This is a genomic window from Actinomadura sp. NPDC048032 (assembly GCF_040653175.1).
Taxonomy (GTDB): domain Bacteria; phylum Actinomycetota; class Actinomycetes; order Streptosporangiales; family Streptosporangiaceae; genus Spirillospora; species Spirillospora verrucosospora.
On record NZ_JBEZJP010000030.1, the window covers coordinates 11,260 to 35,265 of the forward strand.

At 72.1% G+C, this 24,006-nt stretch carries 23 protein-coding genes; 16 read left to right on the top strand and 7 right to left on the bottom strand.

Features of this window, described 5'->3' with window-relative positions:
* The first annotated feature begins 202 nt into the window (after positions 1-202).
* The 10 genes from AB0C69_RS06900 to AB0C69_RS06945 all read left to right on the top strand — a co-directional run bounded on the left by AB0C69_RS06900 (position 203) and on the right by AB0C69_RS06945 (position 10,159).
* Positions 203-1,006: an ABC transporter permease gene (locus AB0C69_RS06900; RefSeq protein WP_173392013.1), complete on the top strand. Its 804-nt coding sequence runs from the start codon at positions 203-205 to the stop codon at positions 1,004-1,006.
* Entirely contained in the window at positions 1,006-1,860 is an 855-nt protein-coding gene (locus AB0C69_RS06905) for an ABC transporter permease (protein WP_179846536.1), read from the top strand. Before AB0C69_RS06900 ends, AB0C69_RS06905 begins: the two co-directional genes overlap by 1 nt.
* Positions 1,857-2,960 carry an MCE family protein gene (locus AB0C69_RS06910; RefSeq protein WP_345182764.1) on the top strand — a complete coding sequence of 368 codons (1,104 nt, stop codon included), beginning with the start codon at positions 1,857-1,859 and terminating at the stop codon, positions 2,958-2,960. Before AB0C69_RS06905 ends, AB0C69_RS06910 begins: the two co-directional genes overlap by 4 nt.
* Entirely contained in the window at positions 2,957-4,036 is a 1,080-nt protein-coding gene (locus tag AB0C69_RS06915) for an MlaD family protein (protein ID WP_345182762.1), read from the top strand. Before AB0C69_RS06910 ends, AB0C69_RS06915 begins: the two co-directional genes overlap by 4 nt.
* Positions 4,036-5,058: an MlaD family protein gene (locus AB0C69_RS06920; RefSeq protein WP_360350757.1), complete on the top strand. Its 1,023-nt coding sequence runs from the start codon at positions 4,036-4,038 to the stop codon at positions 5,056-5,058. The genes AB0C69_RS06915 and AB0C69_RS06920 overlap by 1 nt, the downstream gene beginning before the upstream one ends.
* Positions 5,058-6,143, top strand: coding sequence for an MCE family protein (locus AB0C69_RS06925; protein WP_360350760.1), 1,086 nt, complete (start codon positions 5,058-5,060; stop codon positions 6,141-6,143). The genes AB0C69_RS06920 and AB0C69_RS06925 overlap by 1 nt, the downstream gene beginning before the upstream one ends.
* Positions 6,143-7,225 (top strand): MlaD family protein, encoded by a 1,083-nt coding sequence (locus AB0C69_RS06930; RefSeq protein ID WP_360350763.1) that lies wholly within the window; start codon positions 6,143-6,145, stop codon positions 7,223-7,225. Before AB0C69_RS06925 ends, AB0C69_RS06930 begins: the two co-directional genes overlap by 1 nt.
* Positions 7,222-8,514, top strand: a complete 1,293-nt coding sequence (locus AB0C69_RS06935) for an MCE family protein (protein ID WP_360350766.1) — start codon at positions 7,222-7,224, stop codon at positions 8,512-8,514. Before AB0C69_RS06930 ends, AB0C69_RS06935 begins: the two co-directional genes overlap by 4 nt.
* Before the next feature lie 23 nt (positions 8,515-8,537).
* Positions 8,538-9,548 (top strand): hypothetical protein, encoded by a 1,011-nt coding sequence (locus tag AB0C69_RS06940; RefSeq protein ID WP_360350769.1) that lies wholly within the window; start codon positions 8,538-8,540, stop codon positions 9,546-9,548.
* 113 nt (positions 9,549-9,661) lie between these two features.
* Positions 9,662-10,159, top strand: coding sequence for a MarR family transcriptional regulator (locus tag AB0C69_RS06945; protein ID WP_353831669.1), 498 nt, complete (start codon positions 9,662-9,664; stop codon positions 10,157-10,159).
* Between the two features lie 18 nt (positions 10,160-10,177).
* On the opposite strand, the gene rpsD is transcribed toward AB0C69_RS06945, so the two are convergent.
* Positions 10,178-10,783, bottom strand: a complete 606-nt coding sequence (gene rpsD, locus AB0C69_RS06950; protein ID WP_345182755.1) for a 30S ribosomal protein S4 — start codon at positions 10,781-10,783, stop codon at positions 10,178-10,180.
* A 66-nt stretch (positions 10,784-10,849) separates the two neighbouring features.
* On the opposite strand from rpsD, the gene AB0C69_RS06955 reads away from it, so the two are divergent.
* Positions 10,850-11,629: a DUF2470 domain-containing protein gene (locus AB0C69_RS06955; RefSeq protein WP_360350773.1), complete on the top strand. Its 780-nt coding sequence runs from the start codon at positions 10,850-10,852 to the stop codon at positions 11,627-11,629.
* Positions 11,630-11,951: 322 nt separating this feature from the next.
* Positions 11,952-13,133: an aminotransferase class I/II-fold pyridoxal phosphate-dependent enzyme gene (locus AB0C69_RS06960; protein WP_360350776.1), complete on the top strand. Its 1,182-nt coding sequence runs from the start codon at positions 11,952-11,954 to the stop codon at positions 13,131-13,133.
* Positions 13,134-13,145: 12 nt separating this feature from the next.
* On the opposite strand, the gene AB0C69_RS06965 is transcribed toward AB0C69_RS06960, so the two are convergent.
* Both AB0C69_RS06965 and AB0C69_RS06970 read right to left on the bottom strand, forming a co-directional pair.
* Positions 13,146-14,303 carry a DUF5925 domain-containing protein gene (locus tag AB0C69_RS06965; RefSeq protein ID WP_360350779.1) on the bottom strand — a complete coding sequence of 386 codons (1,158 nt, stop codon included), beginning with the start codon at positions 14,301-14,303 and terminating at the stop codon, positions 13,146-13,148.
* A 97-nt stretch (positions 14,304-14,400) separates the two neighbouring features.
* Positions 14,401-15,186, bottom strand: coding sequence for a lysophospholipid acyltransferase family protein (locus AB0C69_RS06970; RefSeq protein ID WP_345182751.1), 786 nt, complete (start codon positions 15,184-15,186; stop codon positions 14,401-14,403).
* Between the two features lie 133 nt (positions 15,187-15,319).
* On the opposite strand from AB0C69_RS06970, the gene AB0C69_RS06975 reads away from it, so the two are divergent.
* Positions 15,320-16,174 (top strand): hypothetical protein, encoded by an 855-nt coding sequence (locus AB0C69_RS06975; protein ID WP_345182750.1) that lies wholly within the window; start codon positions 15,320-15,322, stop codon positions 16,172-16,174.
* 185 nt (positions 16,175-16,359) lie between these two features.
* On the opposite strand, the gene AB0C69_RS06980 is transcribed toward AB0C69_RS06975, so the two are convergent.
* Positions 16,360-17,037, bottom strand: a complete 678-nt coding sequence (locus tag AB0C69_RS06980; RefSeq protein WP_360350784.1) for a uracil-DNA glycosylase — start codon at positions 17,035-17,037, stop codon at positions 16,360-16,362.
* A 256-nt stretch (positions 17,038-17,293) separates the two neighbouring features.
* Between AB0C69_RS06980 and AB0C69_RS06985 the strand changes: the two genes are divergently transcribed.
* Positions 17,294-18,742, top strand: a complete 1,449-nt coding sequence (locus AB0C69_RS06985) for a wax ester/triacylglycerol synthase family O-acyltransferase (protein WP_345182747.1) — start codon at positions 17,294-17,296, stop codon at positions 18,740-18,742.
* 5 nt (positions 18,743-18,747) lie between these two features.
* On the opposite strand, the gene AB0C69_RS06990 is transcribed toward AB0C69_RS06985, so the two are convergent.
* Together AB0C69_RS06990 and AB0C69_RS06995 are read right to left on the bottom strand one after the other, a co-directional pair.
* Positions 18,748-19,737: a hypothetical protein gene (locus AB0C69_RS06990; protein ID WP_360350787.1), complete on the bottom strand. Its 990-nt coding sequence runs from the start codon at positions 19,735-19,737 to the stop codon at positions 18,748-18,750.
* A 148-nt stretch (positions 19,738-19,885) separates the two neighbouring features.
* On the bottom strand, positions 19,886-20,839 hold the full coding sequence (locus AB0C69_RS06995; protein WP_360350790.1) for an NAD(P)/FAD-dependent oxidoreductase: 954 nt from the start codon (positions 20,837-20,839) through the stop codon (positions 19,886-19,888).
* A gap of 64 nt (positions 20,840-20,903) precedes the next feature.
* On the opposite strand from AB0C69_RS06995, the gene AB0C69_RS07000 reads away from it, so the two are divergent.
* Positions 20,904-21,476: an XRE family transcriptional regulator gene (locus tag AB0C69_RS07000; RefSeq protein WP_345182744.1), complete on the top strand. Its 573-nt coding sequence runs from the start codon at positions 20,904-20,906 to the stop codon at positions 21,474-21,476.
* A gap of 30 nt (positions 21,477-21,506) precedes the next feature.
* Entirely contained in the window at positions 21,507-22,781 is a 1,275-nt protein-coding gene (locus AB0C69_RS07005; RefSeq protein WP_345182743.1) for an MFS transporter, read from the top strand.
* 42 nt (positions 22,782-22,823) lie between these two features.
* Here the strand turns inward: AB0C69_RS07005 and ddaH are convergent, their stop codons facing one another.
* Positions 22,824-23,663: a dimethylargininase gene (gene ddaH / locus AB0C69_RS07010; protein WP_345182742.1), complete on the bottom strand. Its 840-nt coding sequence runs from the start codon at positions 23,661-23,663 to the stop codon at positions 22,824-22,826.
* Positions 23,664-24,006: the final 343 nt, after the last annotated feature.

The following is a 24,006-nucleotide window of genomic DNA, read 5'->3' on the forward strand; positions in this document are numbered from 1 at the left end:
GGAGCCCGTGTGCTCTGGAGGGTGCGCGGAGTCGCCTGTGGTACCGGTCTCGGCCGAGACCGCTGTGGCGCGCGAACGAGCATGACGAGGGCGCCCCCGCGGTACCGGCAGGATCCGGTGTTTCGGATGGGCGCCGACGTCCGAGCACGAAGGAGGCTGGAGTGACCCTTCTCAACCCCGCCCCGGGGGAGGGCACCGGCTGATGGCCCTGAGCCTGACCAAGGCCCCGGACCTGGCACGCAGACGCGTCGGGAGAGCACTCGACGAGACCGGACTGCTGTGCGTGACCCTCCTGGAGGGGCTGCGCCGCACCTGGGACCTGCGCCAGTGGTGGGGCGAATTCGTCGAACAGTGCTGGTTCCTCGCACGCGTCACGAGCGTGCCGGTCATGCTCATCGCCGTGCCGCTCGGCGCGACCATCTCGCTCCAGGTGGGCGACATCGCCCGGCAGCTCGGCGCGCAGTCGGGCACCGGCGCGCTGCTCACCGCGGCGATGATCCAGCAGGTGGCGCCGCTGGCCGCGGCCCTGCTGGTCTCCGGCGTGGGCGGATCGGCCATCACCTCCGACATGGGGGCCCGCAACATCCGCGACGAACTCGCGGCGATGGAGGTCATGGGCATCAACCCGATCCACCGCCTGGTCACCCCCAGGCTGTGGGCGGCGAGCACGGTGTCCGGACTGCTCTGCTCGGTGGTGATCCTCGCGGGCGTCATCGGCGGGTACTACTTCAACGTCATCCAGCAGGGCGTCAGCCCCGGCGCGTTCTTCGACGGCGCCACCACCCTGCTGCAGTTCTCGGACCTGATGATCACGCTGTTCAAGGCGTGGGTGTTCGGATTCATCGCCGCCGCGGTCGCCTGCTACATGGGCATGAACTGCGACTACGGCCCCGTCGGCGTCGGCCGCGCGGTGAACCGGGCCGTGGTCGTCACCTCGATCGTGGTGTTCGCGACGAACTACATCCTCACCATGATCTACCAGGTCCTCTTCCCCCCGAGGTTCTGATGGTCGCCATATCCCCCGTCCGCAAGCTGGGCCGCGCCGTCAGGGGCCGCACCGCCGGCCTCGCCGCGTCGGCCGACCTGCCGGTGTTCCTCGGCCGGGTCCTGTACCACCTGCTGTTCGACATCATCATCCGGCGCAAGTACGGCAAGACCCTCGCCAAGCAGGTCAGCGACATCACCGTCGGCGTGGGCGCGCTCGTCATCGGCGGCGGCATGATCTTCGTGATCGCGACGATGTCGCTCGCCACCGGCGCCATGGTCGGCCTCCAGGGCTACCCCGGGCTGGAGCGCATCGGCGCCGAGGCGTTCACCGGCCTGGTCGCGAGCTACTCCAACGTCCGCGAGGTCACCCCGATCATCGCGGGCGTCGCGCTGGTCGCCCAGGTCGGCACCGGGTTCACCGCCGAGATCGGCGCGATGCGGATCTCGGAGGAGATCGACGCGCTGGAGGTCATGGGCATCAACTCGCTGGCCTACCTGGTGTGCACCAGGGTCGCCGCGGGCGTCATCGCGCTGGTGCCGCTGTACCTGGTCTCGCTGTTCATGGCGTTCTTCGCCACGAGGTTCATCACGATCCAGTACTTCGGCCTGTCGCCCGGCATCTACGACTACTACTTCCACCTCTACCTTCCGCCGATCGACGTGTTCTACAGCGTCATCAAGGTCGCGGTGTTCGCCTTCATCATCATGTTCATCCACTGCTACCGCGGCTACTACGCGGCGGGCGGCCCGGTCGGCGTCGGCGTCGCCGCCGGCCGCGCCATCCGGGAGTCGACCATCCTGATGATCCTGATGAACCTGGTCCTGTCGTACATCTTCTGGGGCCACGGCAGCACGGTGAGGCTGACCGGATGAGCGACGAATCAATGTCGAGCCGCTCCCGGACGGTCTTCGGGCTGGTCGGGGCGGGCGTCATCGCGGCGGCCGCGGCGTTCGTCGCGGTCGGCTCCACGCCGTCCCACGCGGGCTCCACCTACTACGACGCGACGTTCGGCCGCGCCGGGCAGGGGCTCGACCCCGGCAAGTCCGACGTGAAGGTCCGCGGGATCGCCGTCGGGGCCGTCGAGGCCGTCAAGCTCGACCGCAACGGCAGGGTCACCGTCCGGCTCCGGGTCGACAAGGGCGTCAAGGTGGCCGACACGGCGGTCGCGACGGTCGAGCCGGTCTCGGTGTTCGGCCCGAAGGACCTCGCCCTCGACCTCGGCGCGCACGAGCTCACCGGCCCCTACCTCAGGGACGGCGGGCGCATCGCGAAGACCAACGACCCGCAGGAGCTGTCGGACACGGCCTGGCCCACCTACCGGCTCACCCGGGCGATCAACCCCGACGACGTGGCGACGATCCTGCAGACCTTCGGCGCCGGGCTCGCCGGGCAGGGCCCGGCGCTGCGCCGCACGATCGACAACGGCGCGATCGTCGTCGACGCGACCTACAAGGACCGGGCCGCCATCCAGTCGCTGCTGAGCGACATCAACGGCCTGTCCGGGACGTTCGAGTCGCGCGGCGACACCCTGACCCGGTTCGCCGGGGACTTCAACCGGCTCTCCCAGGTCGTCAACGAGCGGCCCGACAAGGTCACCCAGCTGCTGGACGAGTCGGCGCGGCTCGGCCAGACGGTCGGCACGAACCTGGAGCAGCACGGCCGCAACATCGGCAAGATCATCGACTCGGGCGGCGAGGTCGTGCGCGTGTTCAACGGGCAGCGCCGCAACGTCCCGGTCCTGCTCGACAGCCTGACCGGGTTCTTCGGCCTGCTGGCGCAGATCATCCGCATCCCCGGCCCGGAGGGCACCCTGATCGCCCAGGCGCGCGACGACCTCCCGCTGGACATCTGCCAGATCCTCATCGACGTCTGCCCGGTCAAGCCCAAGACGACCGCGTTCGACGTGCCGCTCCCCGGCGCGGGCGGCAACCAGGGCGGGCAGCGCCGCACGGCGACGGGGACGCGGCCGTGAGCCCGCGGCTGCGCGGCAAGACCGCGCGCGGGCCGGAGTACACCACGATCCTGAAGTTCACGGTGTTCGTGGCGCTGACCGGGCTGCTCACGTTCTACATCGGCCAGCAGATCCTCGGCACGAGCTTCACGTCCCGCTACCGCCTGTCCGCCACGTTCGACGACGTCACCGGCCTGCTGGAGGGCGACGCCGTGAAGGTGGCGGGCACGCCCGTCGGCCAGGTCGAGAGCATCAAGGTGGTGCGCGGCAAGGCCGTGGTGAAGATGGCCGTCGACAAGGAGGTCCGGCTGCCCTCCGACTCCACCGCCGCGATCCGCTGGCGGAACGTGATGGGGCAGCGGGTCGTCTACCTGGAGCCCGGGAAGGAGCGGGGCAGGCTGGGCGACGGCGACCGCGTCCCGCACACCAGGTCGGTGGTGGATCTCGGCGCCATCGTCAACAGCCTCGGCCCGCTCACCCGCAACCTGGACCCGAACCAGCTCAACAAGATCCTGTTCGCCTTCTCCCAGGCGCTGGACGGCAACGAGCAGAACATCTCGCTGCTGACCGACAACCTGGACCTGCTGCTGCAGACGTTCGCGGCCCGGAAGAAGACGATCAAGGGGATGATCGACGACTACGAGACGGTGAGCGACGCCATCGCCACCCGGGACCGGCAGATCGCCGCCAGCGCCGACAACCTGGAGTCGCTGACCCGGGTCTTCGCGAACAACCGCAAGCTGCTGGAGAGCGCGGTCGTGGAGGTCGCGGGCGTCACCACCAACCTCAACCAGGTGCTCGGCGGCAACGACGCGCAGCTCGCCCGCATCATCGCCAACCTCGGCAGGTTCAGCGAGACGTTCCGGCTGAACGTCGACCAGCTGGAGAAGATGGTGCAGCAGCTCCCGCTGACCCTCCGGCAGCTGTTCGCGTCGGCGAACGGCGGCCACTACCTGCGCACCAACGCGCTCTGCCTGAACGTCGTGCAGGGCCCCTGCCCGTTCCCGATGGAGCTGCCGAGATCGCCCGGCGCGGGGCAGCCCAGCAAGGACGACCTCACCAAGCTCAGGAAGATGCTGATGGGGGGTGGCGGCTGATGGCGCTGAAGTCGCTCCGCGACGTCAACCACAAGATCGTCGCGATCGTCACCCTGACCGCGCTCGGCGCGGGCTGCGTGTTCGCGTTCGCCCTCGGCCAGCTGCACCTGCTCGACCGCGGCTACACGATGAGCGGCGAGTTCAGCGACACCGCCGGGCTGAAGAAGGGACAGGACGTGCGGGTCGCCGGGGTGAAGTCCGGCCGGATCACCTCCGTGGAGCCCGACTTCGCCCACGGCAGGGTCATCGTCTCCTGGCACGTGAACGCCGGCATCGACCTCGGCCCGAAGACCCGCGCCGACATCCAGACGACGACGCTGCTCGGCGGGCGGTACCTGCGGCTGTCCGGCCCGGTCTCCAAGCCCTACCTGGCCGACGTGCCGGAGTCGCGGCGGCGGATCCCGCTGTCGCGCACCAGCGTCCCGTTCACCGTGCCGGAGGCCCTGGAGGGCGCGCAGAACATCGTCGGCAGACTCGACCAGCGCAGCGTCGACAAGCTGCTCACCGAGATCAACAAGATCAAGTCGCCGGGGGCGGTGAAGCTGGGCCGCATCCTGACCAACATCCAGGAGCTGTCCCGGACGCTGAACGACTCCTATCCGGAGATCCAGCGGCTGATCGAGAACAGCAAGACGATCACCGGGACGCTGGCGAGCAAGGACCAGGAGCTGCGCCAGATCATCGACGCCAGCCAGGTGCTGCTCCAGTCGCTCGTCCGGCGCCGCAACGAGCTGGCCGCGGCGATCGGGCAGGGCAGCCGGACCGTCCGGACGCTGTCCAACGTGATCTCCAGGAACCAGAAGGAGCTCGACACCCTGCTGGACAACCTGCACCTGCTGACGACCCGGCTCGCGCCCAACATGGACGCGCTGAACACCGACTTCTCGCTGCTCGGCCCGACGTTCCAGCAGGTCGCCAACCTCAAGGGCAACGGCCGGTACATCGAGGGCCTGCTCACCGGGCTCGGCCCGCTGCAGCCGGCCGGTCCGATCTCCACGCGGCGACCGCAGGGAGGCAACTGATGAGCGGCGACGGCACGGGGGGCCGGCCCCCCGAAGGCCCCGGCCCCGTCCCCGGGCGCGGCCGGCTGCGCGGCGTGGCCGTCGCGCTCGGCCTCGCCCTGACCGCCTCGCTCGGCGGCTGCTCGCTCGCCCCGTCCGCGGGCGGCGAGCGCACGATGGTCGTCTACGTCCCGAAGGCCCGCTCCTTCTACAAGGAGTCGAAGGTCAAGGTGATGGGCGCCGACGTGGGGCTCGTCGACAAGGTCGAGAACCAGGGCGACCGGGTGAAGGTCACGTTCCATCTGCGCCGGGACGTCCCGCTGCCGAAGGGCGTGCAGGCCTCGATCGTCCCGCTGAACCTGATCGGCGAGCGCAACCTCGTCCTGCACCCGGCGTGGAAGCCGGGGGAGGCCAAGGAGACCGCGGACGTCATCCCGATCGAGCGCACGCACGTGCCCGTCGAGGTGGACGACGCGCTCAGCTCGTTCACCAACCTGGCCAACGCGCTCGACCCGACCAAGATGCAGACCGCCCTCGGCACGGCCGCCGACACGGTGAGGGGCAACGGCAAGGAGTTCAACGCGACCCTGGAGCAGAGCGCCCGCCTCGTCGAGAACGTCGCCGGGCAGGACAAGGAGCTCATCGAGGTCGCGCAGAACCTCAGCCGGCTGGCCGGGGTGGTGCGCGGGCGCGAGCAGATCCTCGGCACGATGATCCGCGACTTCGGCACCGCGAGCCAGGTGCTGAGCTCCGAGCGCGGCGAGCTCCAGCAGCTGATCAGCGGCATCCTTGAGCTGGCGAAGAACGGCGACAAGCTGCTGCGCAAGTACAAGGGGAACCTGCCCTACGACCTGGCGGTCCTCACCCGGACGGCCCTGATCCTCAAGGGCAACGCCAGGGAGCTGGCGCAGCTCATCCGCGTGCTGCCCGGCATCAGCGACGCGCTCATCGGCGGCTACAACCCGAAGAACAAGTCGCTGCAGATCCGGTTCGCCACGGACGCGTTCCTGCGGACCTGGCTCAAGGGCCTGATGAACTCCGACGACGTCGACTGCCCGCTGCCCGCACCCAACTCCAACTGTCCCTGGCAGAACGGAGGCAACTGATGGGCAGGCCCCTCCTCACCGGCCGGCTGCTGCTGGTGCTCGTCGCGGTCGCGGCCCTCGCCGTCTCCGGCTGCTCCTACAAGACGGCGGGCGCGCCGAAGGGCGGCCTGACGCTGACCGCCACGTTCGACGACGCGCAGGGCCTCGTCGCCGGGCACAGCGTGAAGATGTCCGACATCACGATCGGCACCGTCACGAAGGTCGAGCTCGCCGGCTACCGGGCGAAGGCGACGCTGGCCATCGAGGACGACGTCAGGATCCCGCGAGGCACCCGCGCCGAGATCAAGGTGACCTCGCTGCTCGGCGAGAACTACGTGGACCTGCAGATGCCGCCCGGCGCGAGCATGGACCGCGGCCCGTTCCTCGCCACCGGCGCGGCGATCACCGACACCAGCGTCCAGCCGGCGTTCGAGCAGGTCGTCGGGCAGGCCGGGCCGCTGGTCCAGGCCCTGGCCGGGAACGACGTCGCGACGGTCGTGAACGCGGGCGCCACCGCCCTGGACGGCAACGGGCAGAAGCTCAACAAGACGATCGCGCAGGTGAACGCGCTGCTGGGGATGTTCGCCGAGCAGCGCCGCGAGCTCGGCGAGTCGGTCGACCGGTTCGCCCGGCTCGGCCGGTCCCTCGCCCGGGGCAGCGACGCCCTGAACGAGACGCCCGCGCAGCTCGAACGCACCACGCGGCTGCTGAACAAGGACAAGTACAAGATCATCGAGATGGTCGACAAGCTCACCAAGACGGCCCACGAGCTGAACGACAAGGTGCTGGAGGGGCGGATCCAGCGGTTCCGCTCGCTGCTGCGCGACCTCGACCCCGTCCTGCAGCAGCTCGGCAGCAACCGCAGGCGGCTCACGGCGCTGGTGGACGGCCTGGTCCAGTTCACCGACAAGCTGCCCCGGGCCACCTACGACGGCCAGCTGCTGCTGTACCCGCTGCTGCGGATCGTCTGGCCGGACGGGACGCCGATCTTCCCGGGCCTCGGCCAGAGCCCCAAGAAGAAGAAGGCCGGGACGCCGGAGATCCCCAAGCAGCTCCAGGGCGCCCTTCCGGACCTCGACAAGATCCTGGAGCCGCGCGGATGAACAGACGGCTGACGATCAACCTGGCGGCGTTCGGCGTGCTCGCCGCGGTGATGGTCGTGTGGGCGTTCAACAACGTCGTCCGCTTCGACTTCATCGACCGGCCGTACCACATCACCGTGGAGTTCGAGTCGTCTCCGGGCCTGCACCCGAACTTCGAGGTCGACTACCTCGGCCTGCGGGTCGGCAAGATCGACTCGGTGCGGCTGGAGAAGGACAAGGTCGTCGTCCGGCTGGACATGGAGCGCGGCGTCAAGATCCCGCAGGGGGTCACCGCCGCCGCGGCGCGCAAGTCCGCGGTGGGCGAGCCGGTGGTCGAGCTGACGCCGGGGCCGGGCAGGTCCGGCGCCCCGCCGATGAAGCCCGGCACCGTCATCCCGGTGTCGCAGACGAAGGTCCCGCCGAAGTACGGCGACCTGTTCGGCGCCGTCATCGACACCTTGAAGGCGATCGACCCCGACGACGCCAAGGTGCTCACCCAGGAGCTGGCCGCCGGATGGGCCGGGCGCGAGGGCTCGCTCCGCCAGATCGTCAACGGGAGCGACGACCTCACCCAGACGTTCGCGCAGAACACCGAGCTGCTGGACGGGCTGACCAACGACCTCGGCCGCATCACCCACGTGCTGAACCAGAACCGCGGTTCGCTCGGCGCCGGGATCGACAACCTGGCCGCGCTCATGGCCGCGCTCAGCCAGGTGCGCGGGCAGATCGCCGAGCTGCGCGACCGCGGCCCCGGCCTGCTCGCCACCGTCAACGACCTGCTCGACCAGACCGGCCCCGACTTCGGCTGCGCCGTGGACATGCTCGGCAACCTCGGCATCGGGAGCTACGACCCCGACTACCTCGACGACCTGCGCAAGACGCTCGCGGTGGCGCCGCAGCTCAAGGTCGTCCTGGACAACGTGATCGGGAGGGACCAGGGCCAGCCGGTCCTGAACGTCGTCTTCCAGGTCACGCTGAAGAGGCTCGCCACGCTGGAGTACAAGTACCCGCGCGCGCAGCCGGCGGTGAACCGGATTCCGACCTGCCCCGGCGGCCGCACCCCGGCGGTGACCAAGCAGAAGCCCTACAAGGCGAAGAACCCGGGCGAGACGATCCCCACCCACGATCCCGCCCTCCAGCGGAACGTGCAGGCCAGGAAGGCCGCGAACGAGAGCGACTCTCCCGGCGGACCGCCGATCTGGCTGGTGTACGTTCCCCCGATCATCGCCCTTCTGGTGCTGATCAGGGTCATGATGGGCTCGGTGCCCGTGGTGTCCCGCCTTTCCCGACTGCGTCGGGGCAAGGACTGACCCCAACCCGAGGAGTATCCGAAGTGACAGCCAAGACCACCAAGGGCGGGTCCGACGAGGTCGAGGCGGTCCCGGCCGAGGAGGCGGCGCCCGAGACGGCCGAGGCCGCGGAGCCGGAGGCCGCCGAGCGGCCCGCCCGGCCCGCCGCCAGGCGCAAGCGCCGGGTGCGGGTCATCGAGGTCATCGACGACGAGGACCTCGACGAGGTTCTGGAGGCGCTCGACGCCGAGGACGAGGAGGCCCCGGACGAGGCTCCGGCCCGTCCGGCCAGGCCGGCGGCGAAGCCCGCGGCCAAGGCCCCCGCCAAGCCCGCCGCCAGGCCCAAGCCGCGCCCGACCCGCCTCGAACCGCCGGAGGACGAGGTCGAGGAGGAGGAGGAGGAGACGCCGAAGAAGGCCCCGGCACGTCCGAGCGCCTCGGCGACCTCTTCGGACCGGCCGGGCGTCTTCGGTCTCGGCATGGTGCAGGCGGTCGTGGTGGTCGTCCTGGTCGCGCTGCTGGCGAGCCTGGCGATCTGGCAGTGGACGAGCGCGAGCTCCCTGTCGTCGAAGCAGGACGAGCGGGACGCGGTGAGCGAGGTGGCGTCCGACTACGGCGACGTCGCGCTCAACTACAACGCGCAGAACTACCAGACGCAGATGGACAAGGCCCAGAAGCTCATGGGCGGCGACCTGCTGGAAAGCTTCAAGAACACCACGCTGCCCAGCCTCGGCGAGACGTTCAAGAGCAACCCCGAGCTGTCGCTGACGTCCAAGACGAACCAGGTCTTCGTGGGCAGCGTGGACGGCAGGTTCGCCACGGCCGTCGTCATGGTCGACATCGACGTCCGGACCAAGGACGGCGCGACCGCGGCCCCGGCGACGCTGCTCCGCCTCGCCCTGGCCAAGATCGACGGGAAGTGGAAGGTCACCAAGCAGTACGCGTCGGGCGTCAACGACCAGAACCAGAACCAGCAGAACCAGCTGCCGGCCGTTCCGGGCGGGGGCGCGTCGAAGTCGCCCGCGGCGGAGAAGAGCGGCAAGCCGAAGAACTGAGCCCGCGAGGCCCGAGCGAGCGCCCCGGCACGGAAGCCGTGCGGGGCGCTCGCGCGTTATGCGGGCGACGGTGCCGCGCGGCCGGCGGGCGGCCGGACGGAGACGGGGGCATCATGGCGATCGTGACGGAGCAGGACGGGCAGGGCACGGCCGTCCCGGACGCGCTGGTGCACGAGTTCGGCGCGCTGCTGGGCGCGGCGTCGGTGCTGGAGCGGATCGCCGGCCGGGAGCTGGAGCGCCGCTGCGGCATCCGGCACGCGGTCTTCGAGGTGCTGCTGAGGCTGTCCGGCGAGGGCGGCGACTGCGCGGTGTCGATGGGCGGGCTGGCCGGCGAGCTGATCCTGACCAGCGGCGGCATGACCCGCATCGTCGACCGGATGGAGGAGGCCGGGCTCGTCCGCCGGGAGCCGGCCCCGGACGACCGGCGCCGCCAGAACGTGGCGCTGACCCCGGCCGGCCGGGCGAAGCTGGACGAGGCCCTGCGGGTGCACGCCGAGACGCTCCGCGCGCACTTCGCGGGCCCTCTCACCGAGGAGCAGCGCCGCGTCCTCGTGGACGCGCTGCGCGTCCTGCGCACCACCGCCCGCGAGGAACTCGGCGACCTGCGCTAGCACGGCGCCGAGCATCCGCTAGCGGGAGTAGTGCTCGACGACGAGCTGCTCGTCGCAGAGGATCGGGATCTCGGCGCGCTCCGGCAGCCGGGCGAGCCGGGCGGCGAGGGCGTCGTGCCGGACCTCCAGGTAGGGCGGGACCTCGGCGGCGTGACCGCCGGCCGCCGCGACCTGGAACGGGACCATCGCGCGGCTCCGCTCGGCCACCGTGATGACGTCGCCGGGCCGCAGCCGGTAGGACGGGCGGTCCACGCGCCGGCCGTTCACCAGCACGTGGCGGTGCACGACGAACTGGCGGGCCTGGTAGATCGTCCGGGCGAAGCCGGCGCGCAGGACGAGCGCGTCCAGCCGGCGTTCGAGGTCGACGAGCAGGGCCTCGCCGGTCTTGCCGCCCGTCCGGGCGGCCTTGTCGAAGGCGTTGCGGAGCTGCGCCTCGCGGATGTTGTACTGCGCGCGGAGCCGCTGCTTCTCGCGCAGCCGGACCTTGTAGTCGCTCTCCTGCTTGCGGGCGCGGCCGTGCACGCCGGGCGGGTAGGGGCGCGCCTCGAAGTACTTCACGCTCTTCGGCGTCAGAGGGATGCCGAGGGCCCGGGAGAGCCGCACCTTGGGACGGGGGTTGTTCATCACGCTCCTTGATGGTTAGGTAATCCTAAGTTAGGTAAGCCTAACCTGAGACGTCAAGGAGGCACGGTGCCGCGAGCGGAGACCACGCAGGCCACGCACACCATCCAGGGCCCCACGGCGGCGGAGCGCGCGCGGACCCTCGCCTACGGCGTCGCGGACGGCGTGCTCGTCGCGCCGGGCGTGCCCCACGCCCCCGTCCCGGCGCACACGACCGACCGGGACGGCCGGCCGCTGCTGCTCGTCCGGGCGGACGCGCCCATCGCCGCGGCCCTGGCCGGCGAGGACGACGTGCCCGCCACGCTGCGGATCAGCGACGTCGCGCCGGTGCCGCTGCCGGACCGCGTCCGCGGCCGGGCCTGGCTGCACGGCTGGCTGGGCGAGGTGCCGGACGGAGAGCTGCGCGCCGCCGCGCTGCGCCTCTCCCACGCGCACCCGCGTCCCGAACTGCTCGACCTCGGCGCCGGGCGGGACGGCCGCGAATGGACGGTCCTCGCCCTCGACGTCGCCCAGGTGGAGATCGACGACGCCTGGGGGAGCGCCATCCTGGAGCCGGAGGAGTACGCCGCCGCCGCGCCCGACCCGTTCGTCGCCGTCGAGGCGGGCATCCTGACGCACCTGGACTCCGCTCACCGCGCCGAACTGCCGCGGCTGCTGCCGGAGTCGGTCCCGCCCAGACCCGTCCGGCCGCTCGGGCTCGACCGGTACGGCATGTGGCTGCGCTGCCCGGCGCCGCCGCCGGACGCGCCGTCCTCGTTCGACGTGCGGCTCCCGTTCGCCGAGCCCGTCAGTGATCTCCACGGTCTGCGGAGCGTGTACCGGAGGTTGTTCGCCCGGGCGACCCCGTAGTGCGCGGGGGAGGCGGTACGTACAAACCCCGCCGAATGCCAGTGATCTCCCGGATGGCGGGCGGGCCCCCGCGCGGGCGATGATCGAGTCTCCGGTCGAGGACGCCGCTTCATTCCCCGGCCGGACGGCCTCGACCGCCGGTTCGCCCCTGCGGGGTGGGCGGGCCGGCGGCGAGACGGTACCGGCCGGCCGGGGACGCGGCGCCTTCGGCCGGGCCGGTGGTCCGGCGCGGTGCGAGCACGAGCATGAGCAAGGGGGCGCACCGGGCCACTGGTCGCGATTGGCCGTTTCCGCCGCGCCGATCCCGCCGCACGCTGGGAGCATGACCGCACATCACCCGCAGACCCGAGCCGTGCACCCGCCCGTGATCGTGCCCGAGGGCAGCCGCCCGCTCGGCGTCCCCATCTACCAGGGCCACCTGTTCTCCTTCGACGCCTCCGACGCGCTGGCCGCCGCGTTCCAGGGCCCCGACCAGGCGTTCTTCTACGCCCGGATGGCCAACCCGACCGTCCGCGCCCTGGAGCAGTCGCTCACCGAACTCGAAGGCGGGGCCGGCACGCTCGCCACCGGGTCGGGCATGGGCGCGGTCAACGCGGTGCTGACGGGCCTGCTCCGCAGCGGTGACCACGTCGTCGCGCAGGCCGCCCTCTACGGCGGAACCCACGCGCTTCTCCAGGACCTCGCCGCGCGGTGGGGCGTGGAGGTCACGTTCGTCTCCGGCGACGACCCGGCCGAGGTGCGGGACGCGCTCCGCGACACGACGAGGATCCTCTACCTGGAGACCGTCGCCAACCCCACCACCCACGTGACGGACCTGCCCGCGCTCACCGGGGTCGTCCGCGGGACGGGCGTGCTGACCGTCGTCGACAACACCTTCGTCCCGCTCCTGTGCAGGCCCATCGAGCACGGGGCCGGCATCGTCGTCCACTCCACGACGAAGTACCTCGGCGGCCACGGCGACACCATCGGCGGCGCCGCCGTCTTCGCCGACCCGGCCGTCCACCGGCGGGTCTGGGAGCACGCCGTCGAGCTGGGCTCCACCCCCGACCCGTTCGCCGCCTGGCTGACCGTCCGGGGCCTCGCCACGATGCCGCTGCGCGTGGCCCGGCAGAGCGAGTCCGCCCTCGACATCGCCCGGCGCCTGGCCGGTCACCCGTCGGTCGCCCGCGTCCACTACCCGGGGCTTGAGGACCACCCGCAGCACGAGATCGCCCGGCGGCTGCTGCCGGACGGCGCCGGCGGCGTCCTCGCGTTCGAGCTGGCCGGCGGCCGGGACGCGGGCCGGACCTTCTCCGAGGCCGTCGAGCTGGTCTCGCTCGGCCCGTCGCTCGGCGACATCGCGACCCTGGTCATGCACCCGGCCAGCACGTCCCACCGGCAGCTGGACGCCGCGGCCCTCGCCGCCGCCGGCATCGGCGAGGGAACGGTGCGCCTCGCCGTCGGCCTCGAACACCCGGACGACCTCTGGGCCGACATCGAGCAGGCCCTGCGGAAGGCCGCCTAGAAAGGAGACGCCCTAGAGGTAGAAGCCGGTCGCGGTGGCGGGGGCGTCCTGACCCTCGGGACGCTTCTCGCCCTTGCGCAGCGCGGCCAGCTCGGCGAGCGTCGCGCCGTCGGCGCCGATCTCCGCGCCGGGCACGTCCGTGCCGTCCAGCCAGGCGAGCGACTCCGCGCGGGTGAGCCGGCCCACCTCGATCTGGGCGAGGCAGCGGCCGGGACGGACCACCGCCGGGTGCAGCATGGCGAGGTCCTCGTTGGTGGTGATGGCCACCAGCACGTCCCGGCCCTGGCCGAGCATCCCGTCGGTGAGGTTCAGCAGCCGCGACAGGCCCTGGCCCGTCGACTGCTTGGCCTCTCCGCGGATCAGCTCGTCGCAGTCCTCCAGGATGAGCAGCCGCCAGCGGCGGTTCTCGTCCTCGTCGTCGCCGACCGCGACCTCCATCAGGTAGCTGGGCGTGCCGAACAGCGCCTCGGGGTCGAGGACGCAGTCGGACTGGCACCAGTCGTTCCAGGAGCGCGCGAGGGCGCGCAGCGCGGTGGTCTTGCCGGTGCCGGGCGGCCCGTGCAGGAGCAGCAGCCGTCCGGAGACCTCCTCGCGGGTGAGCTTCATCACCGCGTCGAGCGCGTCGGCGACCGGCGCGGTGTAGTTGCGCCGGATGTCGTCCCACGAGTCGGCGGTGATGGCGCGCTCGCTGCGGACGGGGCCGTGCGCCCCCATGTGCCAGAAGCCCATCTCGACGCTGGTCTCGTCCACCTTCGGCGGCTCGGTCGCGTCCTTCACCGACGCCGCGAGCACGGTCTCGGCGAGCTCGTCGGTCACCGCGGACACCGCGACGTAGGCGATGCCGCTCTTCCACCGGTTGCTCAGCAGCGTCCAGCCGTCGCCCTCGGCGAGCACCGACTCCTTGCCCTTCTCGTGCGCGACCCGCACGAGCCTGGCGCCGTCCGGGCGCAGCGGCGCCTCCGTCCGGACGTTCTCCAGCCGCGTCGACCGCGACCAGGGCTGCTCCCCGGACGCGAAGGGGCGCAGCGACAGCACGTCCATCACGTCGGCGGGGGAGTTGTTGTCGGACAGGTTGAAGACCACGGGCAGCGCGGGCTCCGGCGCTTCGGCGCCTTCCCGGGGCTCGATCAGATGCAGGACCTCCTGCGGTTTCTCCTGCGACATGGTCATGACATCGATGATCACGCCCCGCGGCGCACCGCGTCCACCGATTTAGCCGGACGCGCCGCGCACCGCGGTCGGGCCCGCTCGTCGGGGCCGGGGCGGGTCAGGAGCCGCCGCCCTCCCGGGCCTCGCGCTCCGCGTGGGCGGCCTTGCGCGCCTCGGCCTCCTCCAGGTCGAGCTTCTCGGCCTCCTCCGGCGTCGGCGCCGTGCCGCCGAGGTAGGCGGGCTGCCACCACGTCTCGTCCGAGCGCGGGACGTCGGGGTACTCGCGCTGCGCCTTCTCCAGCAGCTCCGCCATCCGGGCGTGCAGATCCCGGGTGACCTGCTCGTAGTCGTCGCCGCGCTTGGGGTGCATGGGCTCGCCGACGATGATCGTCACCGGCACGTTGCGCTGGAACAGCCGGCGCTTGCGGCCCTTGGTCCACAACCGCTGCGGGCCCCAGATCGCGACCGGGACGAGCGGGGTCTTGGACGCCACCGCCATCCGCACCGCGCCGCTCTTGATGTCCTTCACCGTGAACGAGCGGCTGATCGTCGCCTCGGCGAACACCCCGACGATCTCCCCGCCCCGCAGCGCCTTGAGCGCCGCCGCGTAGGAGGAGGCGCCCGCGTCGCGGTCCACCGGGATGTGGTGCATGCCGCGCATCAGCGGGCCGCCGATCCGGTGGTCGAAGATCTCCTTCTTCGCCATGAACCGCACCAGCCGGCCGGCCGGGTGCGCGGCGAGGCCCGCGAAGATGAAGTCCAGGTAGCTGACGTGGTTGCTGACGAGCACCGCACCGCCGGTACTGGGGATCTGGTCGGTCCCCTCCAGACGGATTCTGATGTTCAGGGCCTTGAACACGCCGAGAGCCGTCTTGATCACCGGTGGGTACACGAGTTCGCGCATGTAGGCACCGTACTTGAGCAACTCCTGATCAGCGAGTGCGAGGCGGGGATCGCGATGCATCGCACAACCGGGCCCAACTCTGAGAAGGTGGGTGTGCAACTGATCCGCCGAATGCTGAGGGAGGATGAGCCCCATGGAACCGTTGGACGCGGCGGCGGACGTGCACGCGCTCATCCGCGACGTGCTGCCCGCCCTGGCGCCCAGCGCCTGGTTCGATCACGGCACCTCCGAGGTGGTGCTGCCCGTGGGCCGTTCGGAGGCGCGCGCCTCCAGCTGGACGGTGCTGGAGCGCTGCGCCCGCGAGCCGCGCTCGGCGTGGCCGAAGGTGGTGGACGAGTGGGTCCGCGAGGTCGGCGACCGCGCGTTCCTCGCCGTCGGTGAGATGGAGCTGTTCGGCGACGTCCGGGAGCTGCTGCGCCTGCGCATCGTGCCGAAGCTCGACCCCCGCGACCGCGAGGGCCTCGTCGTCGTCCCCGCCGGCGACCACTTCGACGCCATGGTGATGATCGAGCACCCCCGCTACGGCGGCCCCCTCACCAAGGCCCGCGCGGGCCTGCTCGGCCTGCACAAGCTCGGCTACGTGATGACGAACACCCACGACCGCGAGCTGGCCGACGTGTCCGTGCACGACCAGCCGCTCCTGCCGGGCCGCAACGTCCGCGTCGTCGGCAAGCCCGGCAGCCGCTACGTGTCGGCGCTGCTCAGCGAGGTCCACCAGTTCGTCCCGTGGCCGAACGAGCACGGCGCCCTCGTCGGGGTCCCCTGCCACAGCACGCTGCTGCTGTACCCGATCACCTCCACGGCCGTCCGCGAGGTCCTGCCCGTCTTCGCCGACGTCGTCCGGGAGATGCACGCCAACGCCGACGACCCCTGCGCCCCCGGCGTCTACTGGAGCCACGGCGAGCGCCGCCTCACCCCCCTCTCCCCGGACGCGGCCGAGGGCGCCGGCGAGTTCGCCCTCTTCCTCCGCAAGCTCCCCAAGGAATGAGCTAGGCCTCAGCCACGGGCGCGGGTCGGGTGGCCGGAAGGCGCTCTGGCGCCTGGAGGTCGCACGACCCGCCGAGCCGGGCGACCGCAGCGACACGACACCAAGCCGCATGGGCACGGAAACCCGCGCCGTGGCGTGAGGATCGCCCGGCTCGTAACGGCGGTTCCAGGGGGTCGCCCCTGGGGTTACGGCAGCTTCCAGTCGACCGGGGCGGCGCCCTGCTGTTCCAGCAACTGGTTGGCGCGGGAGAAGGGGCGGGAGCCGAAGAAGCCGCGGTCGGCCGACATGGGGCTCGGGTGGGCCGACTCGACGCAGGGGACGCGGCCGAGCAGCGGCTTGAGGTTGCGGGCGTCGCGGCCCCACAGGATGGCGACGAGGGGGCGGTCCCGGGCGGCGAGGGCGCAGATGGCCTGCTCGGTGACCTCCTCCCAGCCCTTGTTGCGGTGCGAGCCCGGCTTGCCCGGCATGACGGTCAGCGACCTGTTGAGCAGGCAGACGCCCTGCCGCGTCCAGGGGGTGAGGTCGCCGTTGGACGGCTGCGGGTGGCCGAGGTCGTCGCCGTACTCGCGGAAGATGTTGACGAGGCTGCCGGGCAGCGGCCGGACGTCCGGGGCGACCGAGAAGCTGAGGCCGACCGGGTGGCCGGGCGTCGGGTAGGGGTCCTGCCCCATGATGAGGACGCGCACGTCGTCGAACGGCTGGGTGAAGGCGCGGAGGATGTGGTTCCCGGCGGGCAGGTAGCGGCGCCCGGCGGCGACCTCGGCGCGCAGCCAGTCGCCCGCGGCGGCGATCGTCCCGGCGACGGGGGCCAGCGCGGCCGCCCATCCCGCCTCGACGATCTCCGAGAGTGGTCGTGCCGTCATGGGGTACGAGCCTACTGGGATGATCTTGGCGCCGGTGAACGATTGCCCGCTTGATCGATGTTGTGAAGTTTTCTGACCACATCAGGTCGGGACACGGGCAAATGTTCTCCAGCGCCGCGAAAAGTGGTCGATGAACTGGGTGAAACGTCCCGTTAAGTCGCTGTTACTTCCTGGCGGCCTTCATTGACCTGCGGACTTCCAGCGCATAACTCCTAGAGAGTAAGCCGGCCCAGGACGAGCGGACGGACGAGAGAGCATGACCCAGCTGACCACGGTGGACGCCACCTTCCTCCATGCCGAGAACGCGACGACCCATGCCCACATCGCCGGGCTCGGCATCGTCGACCCCGGGACCTGCCCCGGCGGCCGGCTCACCGTCCCGCACGTCGCCGAGCTGATCCGCGCCCGCGCGCACCTCGCGGCCCGGCCGCTGCGGCAGCGGCTCGTCCAGGTGCCGCTCGGCCTGGACAACCCGTACTGGGAGGACGACCCCGACTTCGAGCCCGAGCGGCACATCTCCGAGTTCGGGCTGCCGGAGCCCGGCAGCGACCGCCAGCTCGCCAACCTGGTCGCGATGCTCCACGAGCAGCCGCTCGACCGGTCCCGCCCGCTGTGGGAGATGGTCCTCATCCAGGGCCTCGCCGGCGGCCGGACGGCCGTCTACGTGAAGGTGCACCACGCGGCCGTCGACGGCGTGATGGCCGCCGAGACGCTCGCCGCGCTGCTCGACCTGACGCCCGAGCCCCGCGAGCTCCCGGCCGACGAGACCGTCCCGGCCCGCGCGCCCGGCACCGCGAGCATGCTCGGCACGGGGCTGCTGCGGACGGCGCTGCACCCGGTGCGGTCGGCGGTGTCGGCGGTGCGCACGGCCCCGTACCTGGACGAGGTCCCGGGCCTGGCGTCCGTCCCGGGCGTCGGGCTCATGTCGTCGTGGATGCAGGGCGTGCTGGGCCGCCCGGAGCTGCCGAGGGCGCCGCGGATCAGCGCGCCGCCGACGCCGTTCAACCGCCCGATCGGGCGGCGCAGGGCGGTCGCCTGCGGGGAGCTGCCGCTCGCCGACATCAAGGAGATCCGGCGGACCCTCGGCGGCAGCGTCAACGACGTGGTCATGGCGCTGTGCGCGACGGCGCTGCGGCAGTGGCTCGACAAGCGCGGCGACCTGCCCGAGCGCCCGCTGGTCGCGGCCGTCCCGGTGTCGCTGCGGCGCGGCGCGAGCGCGGCCGCGGAGCCGGGCAACCAGGTCTCGATCATGACCACGCCGCTCGCCACGCACCTGCCCGACCCCGCCGACCGGTACTCCGCCGTCCAGCGTGACATGGAGCTGGCCAAGCGGCGGTTCACCGGGACGTCGGGCGGCTGGGTGCGGGAGATGAGCGGGCTGCTCCCGGCGCCCTTCGCCGGGGCGGTCACGCGGCTCGCGCTGCGGGCCGCGCCGGCGGTGTCGCTGCGCGCGGTGAACCTGGTCATCTCGAACGTGCCCGGCCCGCAGTTCCCGCTGTACCTGTGCGGCGCGAAGGTGCTCGCCTACTATCCGATCTCGGTCATCACCGACGTCAGCGGCGGCCTGAACATCACCGTGTTCTCCTACGACGGGAAGGTGGACGTCGGCATCGTCGCCTGCCGCGAGCTCATCCCCGACCCCTCGGAGATCATCGACCACCTGGTGGACGCGCTCGACGAGCTGCGCTCGCTCTGCCGCGAATGAGGCCGCTACAGCCCGAGGGCCGCCCGGTGCCGCCGCGCCAGACCCAGCGCGGCGGCCCCCGCCGGCTGCATCGGCCGGGGAACGGCCCCGTCGAACGGCGCCATCGACACCTCGCCCTCGTCGTTGACCGCGACGAGGCCGCCGAAGAGCTCGCCGAACAGCGCGTCGTCGACGGCGACGACCGTCAGCAGGTCGAGCGCGAGCGTCAACGGGTCCACTCCGAGCCCCAGGAAGTGCGCCCGGAGGCGTCCCCCGTCGCGCGCGGCGGTCATCGCCTGGTGAAAAGGCCAGTCCTCCTGGACGAAGCCGTCGCCGTAGTCCTCGTCGGCGCCGAGAAGCTCCTCGGCGTACTCGCGAACCATGCACTGCCACAGATCAGGCGGCTCGTCGCCGAGCGGCTGGAACACCCCGACCGGCATCACCTGGAAGAGCCCGCCGGCGTGCGCCACCTTCGCCGCGTCGCGCCGGTGCAGGACGTACCGCCCGGACGTCGTCACGGTGACCGTGGTGACGGCGGGCAGCGCGGCCCTGCGTGACAGGTCGCACGGGTCGCCGACGCGGTCGCGCAGCGGCAGCCCGTCCACCCCGGCCGCGAGTTCGTGGGCGACCGACTCGCCCACGTTGACGGCGTCGAAGTAGCGGGCGGGGCCGAGCCGGAGCACCGGCGGCTCGGCCGCGACCAGCCGGTAGCTCGGACGGTCCTCGAACACCTTCGGAGGGGCGAGGGCGGCGACGGCCTCCGCGTACGTCCGGTACCCCTCCGGGAGCCCGTCGGCCGGGTCGGCGATCGCGGCCGGGACGGGACGGGCGTCCCACTCCAGCCGGATCTCCTCCAGCGGGATCGGCGCCCCGGGGATCCAGTCGTCGCGGCAGAGCAGTGGGGTCTCCGCGACGCGCGGCACGTCCGGGTACAGCCCGTCCGCGACCTCGCCCAGCCGTCCGCGGCCCGCGTTCAGCTCCGCCCGCGCCCGCCGCCACTCCTCCTCGTCCCCCACACCCCGAGCCTAGGACGGGTTTCGAGGTGGCCTCGGCCATGAGCGCGAACGCGTGACCTGGCCGGTGGAGCGAAGCCGGAGGCGAGCGGAGCCGGGCAGATCGCGAAGCGATGCCGCGTTCGCCCAGGCACGGTCACGTAGCGAGCCCCTAGGCGAGCGAAGTGGGCCGGGACTTTGCGACACTGACTCCCCGGGCGACCTCCTCCTCGACCAGGTCGGCGTTGATCATCGCGCCGGACATCGCCCCGGCCGCCGCCGCCATGACGACCTGGCCGGCCGGGACGACGACGTTGCCGGCCGCCCACACGCCGGGCACGCTGGTCCGCCCGGTCGGGTCGGTCTTCACGAAGCCGTCCTCGCCGGTCTCGCAGCCGAGGTCGGTCAGCGGCCCGGCCTTGGGGACCCACGTCGGCGCGAGGAACACGGCGTCGCAGCCGAGCACCGAGCCGTCGGCCAGTTCCAGGGCGGTGAGCCGGTCGTCCTGGACGACGACGCGCCGCACCCCGCTCGGCGCGACGGGGACGCCGCGCGCGGCCAGCCGCGCCGCGTCCTCGCCCGCCGGGGGCGCGGCGTCGCCGGGAGCGACGGGGACGAACGTCACGTCGGGCGACCACTGGCGCAGCAGCAGCGCCTGGTGGACGGAGTTCGGGGACGTCCCCAGCACGGCGATCCTCTGGTCGCGGACCTCCCAGCCGTGGCAGTAGGGGCACATCTGCGCCTCGCGGCCCCACCGCTCCCGCAGGCCGGGGACGTCCGGCAGGACGTCGGTCACGCCGGTGGTGACCAGCAGGCGGCGGCCCCGCAACCGGGTGCCGTCGCCGAGGGTGAGGACGAAGCCCTCCTCGGCGCCCTTCTCGGCGCGGGCGACCGTCCCCTCGACGATCTCGGCGCCGTAGCCGCGCACCTCGGTGCGGCCGGTCTCCAGCAGGCGGGCGGGCGGCATCCCGTCCCGGGTGAGGAACCCGTGCATGTGGTCGACCCCGGCGTTGCGCGGCTCGCCCGCGTCGACGACGGTGACGGAGCGGCGGGCGCGGGCGAGGGTGAGGGCGCCGCTCAGCCCGGACGGCCCCCCACCGATGATCAGTACGTCTCGTTCGGTCATGCCCCGAGGGTGCGCGACACCTTCCGGATTTGACAAACTTCGTTGCCAATCCTGCAATGAGGGCATGGAGACGACCGAGGAGGTCCTGGCCGGGGTCGGGCCGCGGCTGAGGAGGCTGCGGCAGGAGCGCAACGTCACGCTGGCCGCGCTCGCGGAGGCCACCGGCATCTCGGTCAGCACGCTGTCGCGGCTGGAGTCGGGCAAGCGGCGGCCGAGCCTGGAGCTGCTGCTCCCGCTCGCCCAGGCCCACCAGGTCCCGCTGGACGAGCTGGTCGGCGCCCCCGCCGTCGGCGACCCGCGGATCAGGCCGCGGCCGCTGCGGATGCACGACATGGTCGTGCTCCCCCTCACCAGGCGGCCCGGCGGCGTCCAGGCGTTCAAGATGGTCGTGCCCGAGCGGATCCCGCCGCCCGAGCCGCGGACCCACGAGGGCTACGACTGGCTGTACGTGCTGAACGGACGCCTGCGCCTCTTCCTCGCCGGCCGCGAGATGGTGCTGGAGCCGGGGGAGGCGGCCGAGTTCGACACCCGGCTGCCGCACTGGTTCGGCGGGGACGGCGGGCCGGTCGAGGTGCTCAGCCTTTTCGGGCCGCAGGGGGAGCGGATGCACCTGCGCGCGAAGCCCCGCCGGTCATGAGACGGCAAGGGTGACATAAATTTAGTAAACGTGCAGACCGCCCAAACTCCCCAGAAAGCCCCTGCCCGGAAGAAGCCCGCCCGCACGGCGTGGGTGCTGTGGAGCGTCGGCGTCCTCGCCTACGCCGTGGCGGTACTGCACCGGACGTCCTTCGGCGTCGTCGGCCTGGACGCGGCGCACCGCTTCGACGCGTCCGCCGGGATCCTCGCGTCCTTCACCGTCCTGCAGCTGCTCGTGTACGCGGGCCTGCAGATCCCCGTCGGGCTCCTGCTCGACCGCGTCGGCCCGCGCTGGATGGTCGCCGGCGGCGCGCTGCTCATGGCCGGCGGCCAGGCGCTCATGGCCGTCTCCACCGGCGTCGGGACGGCCGTCGCCGCCCGCGTGATGGTCGGCGCCGGCGACGCCATGACGTTCATCAGCGTCCTCGGCATCGTCGCGACCTGGTTCCCCGGGCGCTACGTCCCGGTCGTGACCCAGCTCACCGGGCAGCTCGGCCAGCTCGGCCAGGTGCTCAGCGCGATCCCCCTGGTCGCCCTCCTGCACGGCCCCGGCTGGGGCACCGCGTTCGGCTCCGCCGCCGCGCTCGGCGCCCTCATGGCGGTGCTCGCCGTCGCCGTGCTGCGCGACGGCCCCGGGCGCGCGGACGTCCCGTCCCTGCGCGAGACGGGCGCCAACCTGGCCGAGGCGTTCCGCCACCCCGGCACGCGCCTCGGCCTCTGGTCGCACTTCGTCACGCAGTTCTCGTCCAACACCTTCGCGCTGATGTGGGGCTACCCGTACCTGGTGTCCGGGCAGGGCCTGCGCCCCGCGACCGCCTCCACGCTGCTGACGCTGTTCGTGCTGGTCAACGTCGTGTCCGGACCGTTCATCGGACGGCTCGTCGCCCGCTACCCGCTGCGCCGGTCCTGGCTCGTCCTCGGCATCGTCGCGCTCAACGCGGCGGCGTGGGCGGCCGTCCTCGCCGTGCCGCCGCCCGCGCCGCCCTGGCTGCTGGTCCTGCTCGTGCTGTGCGTCGCGCCCGGCGGCCCCGGCTCGATGATCGGCTTCGACTACGCCCGGACGTTCAACCCGCCGGGACGGCAGGGCACCGCGACCGGCATCGTCAACGTCGGCGGCTTCGTCGCCTCCCTCGTCACGATCCTGCTGATCGGGGTGGTCCTGGACGCCCTGTCGCCCGGAGGCGAGTTCACGCCCGGAGCGTTCCGGGCGGCCTGGACCGTCCAGATCGGCATCTGGGCGATCGGCGTGACGGGCGTCCTGCGCACCCGCGCCCTGGCCCGCCGCCGCCTCGCCCCGGCCGACTAGGAACGCGGTTCCCCACCGATCAGGAGCGGAGCTCCCCACTGATCAGGAGCGGAGCTCCAGCGTGCAGCACTTTGGCCCGCCGCCCGCCTTGCGCAGCTCCGACAGGTCGACCGGCAGCGGCTCGTACCCGTGCTCCCGCAGCGTCTCGATCAGCCCGACCGCCTCGGCGTTGATGACGACGTTGCGCCCGTCGCAGACGGCGTTGAGCCCGAGGACCGCCGCGTCCGCCTCGCTCGCGAGGATCGCGTCCGGGAACAGCCGCCTGAGCACCGCCCGGCTGCCGGGGGAGAACGCGCCGGGGAAGTACGCGACGTTGTCGCCGCCGAGGGGGAACAGCGCCGTGTCCAGGTGGTAGAAGCGCGGGTCGACGAGCCGGAGCGTCACCACCGGGCGGCGGAGGAACTCCTGCGCCTCCTGGTGCGCGGCGATCTCCGTGCGGAACCCCGTCCCGGCCAGGATGACGTGGTCGAGCGTGAGGAAGTCGCCCTCGCCCTCGTTCGTGTGCTGCGGCTCAAGCAGCTCGGAGAAGCCGTTCTCCAGCATCCACTTCGCGTACGCGGGGCCCTCCGCGTACCGCTCCGGGTGCGTGAACTTCGCCCCGTACACCCGTCCGCCGACCACCAGGGCCCCGTTGGCCGCGAACACCATGTCGGGCAGCCCCTCGATCGGGTCGATGAGGCTCACCTCGTGCCCGAGGGCGAGGTACGCCGCCCGCAGTTCCTCCCACTGCGCCACGGCCTTCGCCGCCTCGGCCCCGGCCGCCGGGTCCATCCACGGGTTGATCGCGTACGTGACGGCGAAGTGGTCCGGACGGCACATCAGGTAGTGCCGCCGCAGCGCGGTCCGGACGGCGGTCGGCTCCATCGCCGGCATGACGGTCATAGGTGTCTCCAGGGACATCCGAAGGGGAAACGACTCAGCAAAAGCCTAGGAACCAGACACGCGCAATCCAATGCGCCGATGTTGCTCTGACCTGGCGGTTCGTTGCGCGTTTCCATCTCATTCGCGCTATTCGTTGCGTGCGTCGGCGCCCTCGCGACGGTCTCGGGCCGCCGATCCCCGGCCCTCCAGGACCTGCACCCACCACACCGTTGTGCCGCCGCCCGGACCCGGATCGACCGGCATGAGAAAGGCGAGGTCCTCCCGGCCGGCTGGGCGGCTCACGGTTCACGCGCGCATGGCGCGCGGTGGCCGCGTCCGGCCTGCTGGAGGAGGCCTTCATGCA

Bases quoted from the DNA above. Each gene is read 5' to 3' on its own strand.
- AB0C69_RS06900 (WP_173392013.1), top strand. From the start codon at position 203: ATGGCCCTGAGCCTGACCAAGGCCCCGGACCTGGCACGCAGACGCGTC.
- AB0C69_RS06905 (WP_179846536.1), top strand. From the start codon at position 1,006: ATGGTCGCCATATCCCCCGTCCGCAAGCTGGGCCGCGCCGTCAGGGGC.
- AB0C69_RS06910 (WP_345182764.1), top strand. From the start codon at position 1,857: ATGAGCGACGAATCAATGTCGAGCCGCTCCCGGACGGTCTTCGGGCTG.
- AB0C69_RS06920 (WP_360350757.1), top strand. From the start codon at position 4,036: ATGGCGCTGAAGTCGCTCCGCGACGTCAACCACAAGATCGTCGCGATC.
- AB0C69_RS06925 (WP_360350760.1), top strand. From the start codon at position 5,058: ATGAGCGGCGACGGCACGGGGGGCCGGCCCCCCGAAGGCCCCGGCCCC.
- AB0C69_RS06930 (WP_360350763.1), top strand. From the start codon at position 6,143: ATGGGCAGGCCCCTCCTCACCGGCCGGCTGCTGCTGGTGCTCGTCGCG.
- AB0C69_RS06935 (WP_360350766.1), top strand. From the start codon at position 7,222: ATGAACAGACGGCTGACGATCAACCTGGCGGCGTTCGGCGTGCTCGCC.
- AB0C69_RS06945 (WP_353831669.1), top strand. From the start codon at position 9,662: ATGGCGATCGTGACGGAGCAGGACGGGCAGGGCACGGCCGTCCCGGAC.
- rpsD (WP_345182755.1), bottom strand. From the start codon at position 10,783: ATGAACAACCCCCGTCCCAAGGTGCGGCTCTCCCGGGCCCTCGGCATC.
- AB0C69_RS06960 (WP_360350776.1), top strand. From the start codon at position 11,952: ATGACCGCACATCACCCGCAGACCCGAGCCGTGCACCCGCCCGTGATC.
- AB0C69_RS06965 (WP_360350779.1), bottom strand. From the start codon at position 14,303: ATGACCATGTCGCAGGAGAAACCGCAGGAGGTCCTGCATCTGATCGAG.
- AB0C69_RS06970 (WP_345182751.1), bottom strand. From the start codon at position 15,186: ATGCGCGAACTCGTGTACCCACCGGTGATCAAGACGGCTCTCGGCGTG.
- AB0C69_RS06975 (WP_345182750.1), top strand. From the start codon at position 15,320: ATGGAACCGTTGGACGCGGCGGCGGACGTGCACGCGCTCATCCGCGAC.
- AB0C69_RS06980 (WP_360350784.1), bottom strand. From the start codon at position 17,037: ATGACGGCACGACCACTCTCGGAGATCGTCGAGGCGGGATGGGCGGCC.
- AB0C69_RS06985 (WP_345182747.1), top strand. From the start codon at position 17,294: ATGACCCAGCTGACCACGGTGGACGCCACCTTCCTCCATGCCGAGAAC.
- AB0C69_RS06995 (WP_360350790.1), bottom strand. From the start codon at position 20,839: ATGACCGAACGAGACGTACTGATCATCGGTGGGGGGCCGTCCGGGCTG.
- AB0C69_RS07000 (WP_345182744.1), top strand. From the start codon at position 20,904: ATGGAGACGACCGAGGAGGTCCTGGCCGGGGTCGGGCCGCGGCTGAGG.
- ddaH (WP_345182742.1), bottom strand. From the start codon at position 23,663: ATGACCGTCATGCCGGCGATGGAGCCGACCGCCGTCCGGACCGCGCTG.